Consider the following 7,733-nt stretch of genomic DNA (forward strand, 5'->3'; position numbering starts at 1 on the left):
AGGTAGGCGGCCACGTACTGGGAATCGGTGAACAGTGCCGCGTAATTGCCCAGGTTGAGCTTGAGCGTTAGCGCCTCGTCGATGTACTCGAGGATAGGCGTATAGGGCGGCATCGCGATCGCCAGCTTGGCGAACGAGATCTTCAGCACGATCAGGAAGGGAATGGCGAAGAACAGCAGCAGCCAGACGTAGGGCACCGAGATCACGCCCCAGCGTGGCCCCGGCAGGCGCTTGCCCAGGGAGCGGAGAAGGTTCATGACGTCAGCACCACGCCATCGTTGTCGCCCCACCATACCCAGACTTCATCGTTCCAGGTGAGGCCCTCGCTGGCCCAGCGCTGCACGTTGGCGAAATTGGCCATGAACTTGTACCCGCTCGGCAGGCGTACGTGATAGACCGAATGGCTGCCGAAGTACGCGATGTCCTCGATCACGCCCTTGGCCTTGTTGTGCGGCTGCGGCGGCTCCTGCTTGCCGATCCCAAGCTTTTCCGGCCGCACCGCGAACCCGACCTCCTGCCCTTCGAAGCCCGAGATGCCGTGACCGATGTAGATCGGATCGGGCAACTGCGGCGAGCGGATGGTGACGTAGTTCGCTTCGTCCTCCTCCACCGCGCCCTCGATCAGGTTGACCGAGCCGATGAACTCGGCGGCGAAGCGGCTGGTCGGCTGCTCGTAGATTTCATCCGGCGTGCCGACCTGGCGGATCCAGCCCTGGTCCATCAGCGCGATGCGGGTGGCCATCGTCATCGCCTCTTCCTGGTCGTGGGTGACCATCACGCAGGTCACGCCCGACTTCTCGATGATGCTGACCAGCTCCAGTTGCATCTSCGAGCGCAGCTTCTTGTCCAGCGCGCCCATCGGTTCGTCCAGCAGCAGCAGCTTCGGTCCTTTCGCCAGCGACCGCGCCAGCGCCACGCGCTGCTGCTGGCCGCCGGAAAGCTGGTGCGGCTTGCGCTTGGCCAGCTTGCCCAGTTGCACCAGCGCCAGCATCTCCTCGACGCGCTTCTTGATCGCCTCCCTGGACAGGCCGTCCTGCTTCAGGYCGAAGGCGATGTTCTGCTCCACCGTCATGTGCGGGAACAGCGCGTAGGACTGGAACATCATGTTGAGCGGCCGCTCGTAGGGCGGCAGGTCGTTGAGCAACTGGCCGTCAAGGAAGATCTTGCCGGAGGTCGGCTTCTCGAACCCGGCCAGGCAGCGGAGCAGCGTCGATTTGCCGCTGCCCGAGCCTCCCAGCAGCGCGAAGATCTCGCCCTTGCGGATGGTCAGGTTGGTGTCGTCGACCGCGACGAAGCCGTCGAACTCCTTGCGGACGTCGACGATGCGCAGGTACTCCTGCGCGTTCGCCTTGCCGTTCTGTGCCGCGCCGTTGCCCTGTTCTGCCGCCATGGAGATCCCCTGGTCGCCGGGCTGCCTGGGCGCCGGCATGGATGTGGGTATGAGCGATCACACAAGGCCGGGACGGCGTCTGTCCGTCCCGGCCAGGGCRTTTACTTGCCGGTCTTCAGTTCCGTCCAGATCCGCGTGTACTGGCGATCGACCTCGGGCGTGATGATGGCGAAGGTGAACAGCTTCGCTTCGACGTCCGGCGTCGGGTAGATCGTGGGATCTCCGGTGATCGACGTGTCCATCAGCGCCTTCGCCTTCGGGATGGCATTCGGATAGCTGATGAAGTTGGAGTTGTTGGCCATCACCTGCGGGTCGAGCAGGTTGTTGATGAAGGCGTAGGCCTCGTCGACGTGCTTGGCGTCCTTCGGGATGGCCAGCATGTCGAACCATTGCGGGGCGCCTTCCTTCGGGATCGCATACGCGATGTTGACGCCGTTCTTGGCTTCCACCGCGCGATCGCGCGCCTGGATGATGTCGCCCGACCAGCCGACGACCAGGCAGGTGTCGCCGTTGGCCATGGCATCGATGTACTGCGAGGAATGGAAGTTGGTGATGTACGGGCGGATGGTCTTCAGCAGTGCGGCGGCCTTGTCGATCACCGCAGGATCCTGGCTGTTTGGGTCCTCGCCCAGGTAGTTCAGGGCGATCGGGATGATTTCCGACGGCGTGTCGAGGAAGGTCACGCCGCAATCCTTCAGCTTGCTGATGTTCTCCGGCTTGAAGACGATGTCCAGGCTGTTGGCGACATCGGTGCTGCCGAACGCGGCCTTGACCTTGTCGACGTTGTAGCCGATGCCGGTGGTGCCCCACATGTAGGGGATGGCGTACTGGTTGCCGGGGTCCTGGTTCTCCAGCCGCTTCATGATGGCCGGGTCCAGGTTGGCGTAGTTGGGGATCTTGCTCTTGTCCAGCGGCAGGAACACGCCGGCCTGGATCTGCCGCCCGAGGAAGTTCATCGTCGGCACCACCACGTCGTAGCCGCTGCTGCCCGCCAGCAGCTTGGTTTCCAGTACTTCGTTGCTGTCGAACACGTCGTAGGTCACCTTGATGCCGGTGGCCTTCTCGAAGTTGGGGATGGTGTCCTCGGCGATGTAGTCGGACCAGTTGTAGACGTTGACCTGCTTGGCGCCGCCGGTGTCGGCGCCGCCGTCGCTGCCGGATTTTCCGCCGCAAGCGGCAAGGGTACAGAGGGCCAGGGTGGTTGCCAGTACGCGCAGTTTCATCAATCTCTCTCCATTCGGCCCGCGAGGGCGGCTTGATGTGGTCCCGGACCGGCCTGGGCCGCCGCGGGCGTGCTGTCATTGCAATGGCGTGTTCCGTGCCGTCCCGCTCCCCTACCCCCTCCCTGTGGCGTCGCCGGCTTGCACGGGCGATGCCACGATGACAAAGGGCGCGTCCTTGCCGGCACGCGCCCGTGGTGTTTCAGCGTCCGGTCTTCAGCTCCGTCCAGATGCGCGTGTACTGGCGATCCACATCCGGCGGCAGGACCGCGAAGGTGAACAGCTTCGCGTCGACGTCGGCGGGCGGGTAGATCGTCGGATCGTCCGCGATCGCCTTGTCGACCATCGGCTTCGACGACGGCACCGGATTGGGATACGTCACGAAGTTGGTGTTCGCCGCAGCGACCTTCGGGTCCAGCAGGTAGTTGATGAAGGCGTAGGCGCTGTCGACGTTCTTCGCATCCTTCGGGATGGCCAGCATGTCGAACCACTGCGGCGCGCCTTCCTTCGGGATGGAGTACGCCACGTTGACCCCGTTGCCCGACTCCGCCGCGCGATCACGCGCCTGGATGATGTCGCCGGACCAGCCCACCACCAGGCAGACATCGCCGTTGGCCAGGTCGTTGATGTACGAGGACGAATGGAAGTTGCGGATGTACGGGCGGATCGACTTCAGCAGCGCCGCGGCCTTGTCGATCACCTTTGGATCGAAGCTGTGCGGATCCTCGCCCAGGTAGTTCAGCGCGATCGGGATCAGCTCCGACGGCGTATCCAGCACGGTGATCCCGCAGTCCTTCAGCTTGGCCGCGTTCTCCGGCTTGAACACCACGTCCCAGCTGCCGGTGACGGCGGTGTCGCCGAAGATGGCCTTGATCTTGTCGACGTTGTAGCCGATGCCACTGGTGCCCCACAGGTACGGCACCGCGAACTGGTTGCCCGGATCCTGCAGCGCGATCCGCTCGAGCATCTTGGGGTCGACGTTCTTCAGGTTCGGGATCCTGCTCTTGTCCAGCGGCAGGAACACGCCGGCCTGGATCTGGCGACCCAGGAAGCTCAGCGACGGCACCACCACGTCGTAGCCACTGCTGCCGGCCAGCAGCTTGGTCTCGACCATCTCGTCGCTGTCGAACACGTCGTAGGTGACCCTGATGCCCGACTGCTGCTCGAAGTTCGGGATCGTGTCCTCGGCGATGTAGTCGGACCAGTTGTAGACATTGAGCACCTTCGACGGCGCACCGTCGGCGGCCTTGTCATCCTTGCCACCACAGGCGGCCAGCACGGCGGCAGCCAGCATGACGGTGAGGGCTTTGAGCTTCATCGGGGTCTCCATGGAACAGGAACGGGGGATGGGAACCATCATACGCCCGCGATGCGAGGGCATGACGCAGCGCACGGGCCGCTTCGATGACCTCACATGCCCAGGTCCGTCGCGGTGTCGTTGAGCGCCTTCCACGTCTTGTCGAACAGTTCGTCCACCTGCGCACGGGTGATGATCAACGGCGGCGAGAGCAGCATGGCGTCCCAGGTCGCGCGCAGGATCAGCCCATGCTTCAACGCGTGGTCGCGGCAACGCGGACCGACGGTGCCCCGCTCGGGGAAGAAGGCGCGCTTCTTCTTGTCCGGCACCAGTTCCAGCGCGCCCACCATGCCGGCGATGCGCGCCTGTCCGACCAGGCGGTGCTCGCCCAGTTCCGCCCAGCGCTGGGCCAGGTAGGGCGCGGTGTCGGTCTTCGCGGTTTCGACGATCTTCTCGTCCTGCAGGATGCGGATGTTCTCGAGTGCCACTGCCGCGCACACCGGGTGGCCCGAGTAGGTGGCGCCATGCGCCAGCTCGCCGCCCCGCTCCTTCAGCACGCTGGCCACGCGATCGTTGAACATCGCCGCACCGAGCGGGATGTAGCCGGACGTGATGCCCTTGGCCACCGGCATGATGTCGGGCTGGAAACCGAAATACTGCGAGCCGAACCACTCGCCCGTGCGCCCGAAACCACAGATCACCTCGTCGGCCACCAGCAGTACGTCGTACTGGCGGCAGATACGTTCGATCTCCGGCCAATAGGTCTTCGGCGGGATGTAGACGCCGATCGCGCCCATGATGGGTTCGCCGATGAACGCGGCCACGCGCTCGGGCCCCAGTTCCAGGATCTTCTGCTCCAGCCGGCGTGCGGCGACCAGGCCGTACTCGTCTTCGGACAGGTCGCCGCCGTCGGCGAACCAGAACGGCGGATCGATGTGGTGGATGTCGGGGATCGGCAGGCCACCCTGCTTGTGCATGCCCTTCATGCCACCGAGGCTGGCGCCGGCCATCGTGGTGCCGTGGTAACCATCGTGGCGGCCGATGAAGATGTTCTTCGCCGGCTGGTCCTGCACCGCCCAGAAGTGGCGGACCATGCGCAGGATGGTGTCGTTCGCCTCGGAACCGGAATTGACGAAGAAGGAATGGTTGAGGTCGCCCGGCGCGAGTTCCGCCAGCTTCGCTGCCAGTTCGATCGTCGGCTCGGTTGTGCACTGGAAGAAGCTGTTGTAGTAGGCGAGCTGCGTCATCTGCTTCGATGCCACCTCGCCCAGTTCCTTGCGCCCGTAGCCGATGTTGACGCACCACAGCCCGGCGAAGGCATCGAGCAGCTTGTTGCCGTCGGCATCCCAGACGTAGCAGCCGTCGCCCTTGGTGAGGATGCGCGTGCCCCGCTTCGCCAGCGCGGCATTGTCGTTGAACGGATGCAGGTGGTGCTCGGCGTCGAGCCTCTGCAGGGTGCGGGTGTCGAGTTGGGTCATAAGGGCTCCGTGATATCGAGCCCCTCTCCCACCGGCGACCAAAGGAAGTCCCTGTGGGAGAGAGGTGTTGGGGTGAGGGTCCGGCGGAATCATCAGTGGTGAACCATCCCGATTCCGCCGCACCCTCATCCTGCGCTTCGCGCCACCTTCTCCCGGAGGAAGAAGGGAACAACAGTCAGACGTTCAACAACAGGAATTCCCGCTCCCACGAACTGATCACGCGGAAGAAGGTCTCGTATTCCTTGCGCTTGACCGATACGTACGCACGCACGAAGCGCGCGCCCATCAGCTCCTGCAGCGCCTTGCAGCCTTCGAGTTCGTCCAGCGCCTCGCCCAGCGAGCGCGGCAGTTCGAACCCGATGTCCTGCGCGCTGCTGGCCAGCGGCTCGGTCGGCTTGAGTTGCTCACGGATGCCCAGCAGGCCGCAGGCCAGCGTCGCGGCCATCGCGAGATAGGGATTGGCATCGGAGCCGGCGAAACGACTCTCCACGCRCATGTTCTCCGGTGTGTCCATCGGCACCCGCAGGCCGCAGGTACGGTTGTCGTACCCCCACTGCACGTTGATCGGCGCCACCTGCCCCAGCGCCAGCCGCCGATACGAATTGACGTTGGGGCCGAAGAACGCCATCGCCATGGGCACGTACTTCTGCAGCCCCGCCAGGTAATGGCCGAACAGCTTGCTTCCCTTGCCCTCCGTCTTGCCCGTGAACACATTGCGGCCCGTCTTCACGTCGACCAGGCTCTGGTGGATGTGCATGGCGCTGCCGGGCTCGTTCTCCATCGGCTTGGCCAGGAAGGTGGCGTACACGCCATGGCGCATCGCCGCCTCGCGCATCGTGCGCTTGAACAGGAACACCTGGTCGGCGCGCGACAACGCATCGTCATGGGTGAAGTTCACCTCGAGCTGGGCGGCGCCGGATTCGTGGATCAGCGTGTCCACGTCCAGTTCCATGGCGTCGCAGTAGTCGTACATCAGGTCGAGGATCGGGTCGAACTCRTTGACCGCATCGATGGAATACGACTGCCGTGCGGTCTCCGGGCGACCCGAGCGGCCGGCGGGCGGCAGCAGCGGGAAATCGGGGTCGGTGTTCTTCTGCACCAGGAAGAATTCCAGTTCCGGCGCGACGACCGGGCGCAGGCCTTCTTTCTCGTACGCGGCCAGCACGCGGCGCAACACGTTGCGTGGCGCCAGGTCATGCGGCTTGCCGTCCTTGGTGTGGCAGTCGTGGATGACCTGAGCGGTGGGGTCGGTCGCCCACGGCACCATCCGCACGGTATCAGGGTCCGGCCGCAGGAACATGTCCGAATCCGACGGCGACGTCAGGTCGTAATAGTCGTCCGGATAGTCGCCGGTGACGGTGGTGGCGAAAATGCCTTCCGGCAGGCGCGTGCCGTAGTCGTGGCTGAACTTGTCGGCCGGAATGATCTTGCCTCGTGCGATGCCGGTGATGTCCGGCACCAGGCACTCGACCTCGGTGATGCTGCGTTCCTTCAGCCAGCGGCGCAATGAACTGTCGGCCGGCTCGGGCGCGGCAGGCTTCTTTCGGGGGTTCGGCTTCTTCTGGCTCATGGTGTCGGTGCGATCGGTAAGGGAGAGGAACGGCCGCCTTGCACGCCGGTGGGCTACGCCACCACGTCGTGGCGTGCGCTCCCTCTCCATGGCGGGGGATGCCGCCGCTTCATGCCACCGCCCCGCGCCGGGCCGCACGGGCACGGCAGGCATCGCCGAAAGCGCGGAAGATCGCGAGATAGAACGGGTTTTCCGTCACCTTCCATTCCGGATGCCACTGCACCGCCAGCATGAAGGCGGAGCCGTCATGCCGGAACGCTTCGATCAGGCCGTCGGGTGCCTTCGCCTCGACCACCAGGCCGTCGCCCAGCCGACGCACACCCTGGCCGTGCAACGAGTTCACGCTGGCGTGCGTCACCCCGGACAGCTTGGCCAGCAGGCCACCCGGCACCAGCGCGATGTCGTGCGCCGGCCCGTACTGCACGTCCAGGGGATCGTCCTTGTTTTCGCGATGGTCCATGAGGCCTGGCTGCTCGTGTACCTTCTGGTACAGCGTGCCGCCGAAAGCGACATTGGCCTCCTGGAAGCCGCGGCAGATCGCCAGCACGGGCACCCCCACCTCGATGGCGAGCGGGATCAGCGGCAGATTGGTCGCGTCGCGACGGGGATCCAGCAGGTTGCCTTCATAACTGGATTCGTCGCTGTAATGGTGCGGCTCGATGTTACTGACGGCGCCGGTCAGCAGCAGGCCATCGAGGCTGTCGAGCACCTGGCGCAGCGGCAGTACGGGGTCCAGCGTCGGGATCAGCAGCGGCAGGCAGCCCGCCCCGTCGACCAC

At 64.8% G+C, this 7,733-nt stretch carries 6 protein-coding genes and 1 pseudogene; all 7 read right to left on the minus strand.

Annotation, left to right across the window (positions count from 1 at the left end):
• Positions 1-257: pseudogene (locus tag AC04L7_RS08515) on the minus strand (putrescine ABC transporter permease PotH); the annotation flags it as partial.
• Positions 254-1,390 (minus strand): ABC transporter ATP-binding protein, encoded by a 1,137-nt coding sequence (locus AC04L7_RS08520; RefSeq protein WP_475512822.1) that lies wholly within the window; start codon positions 1,388-1,390, stop codon positions 254-256. The gene AC04L7_RS08520 and the pseudogene AC04L7_RS08515, both read right to left, overlap by 4 nt.
• Before the next feature lie 101 nt (positions 1,391-1,491).
• Entirely contained in the window at positions 1,492-2,613 is a 1,122-nt protein-coding gene (locus AC04L7_RS08525; protein WP_296279990.1) for a polyamine ABC transporter substrate-binding protein, read from the minus strand.
• Between the two features lie 199 nt (positions 2,614-2,812).
• The gene (locus AC04L7_RS08530) at positions 2,813-3,928 is read right to left on the minus strand and encodes a polyamine ABC transporter substrate-binding protein (RefSeq protein WP_435997651.1); all 1,116 of its coding nucleotides are present in this window, start codon (positions 3,926-3,928) and stop codon (positions 2,813-2,815) included.
• A gap of 92 nt (positions 3,929-4,020) precedes the next feature.
• On the minus strand, positions 4,021-5,385 hold the full coding sequence (locus AC04L7_RS08535) for an aspartate aminotransferase family protein (protein ID WP_435997650.1): 1,365 nt from the start codon (positions 5,383-5,385) through the stop codon (positions 4,021-4,023).
• Between the two features lie 175 nt (positions 5,386-5,560).
• A complete protein-coding gene (locus AC04L7_RS08540) occupies positions 5,561-6,955 on the minus strand; it encodes a glutamine synthetase family protein (RefSeq protein ID WP_475512823.1) in 1,395 nt (464 codons plus the stop codon).
• A 109-nt stretch (positions 6,956-7,064) separates the two neighbouring features.
• Positions 7,065-7,733, minus strand: a 669-nt coding sequence (locus tag AC04L7_RS08545) for a gamma-glutamyl-gamma-aminobutyrate hydrolase family protein (RefSeq protein ID WP_475512824.1), incomplete at its 5' end; no start/stop codon positions are given.

The organism is Pseudoxanthomonas sp. LjRoot204_2, assembly GCF_056175765.1.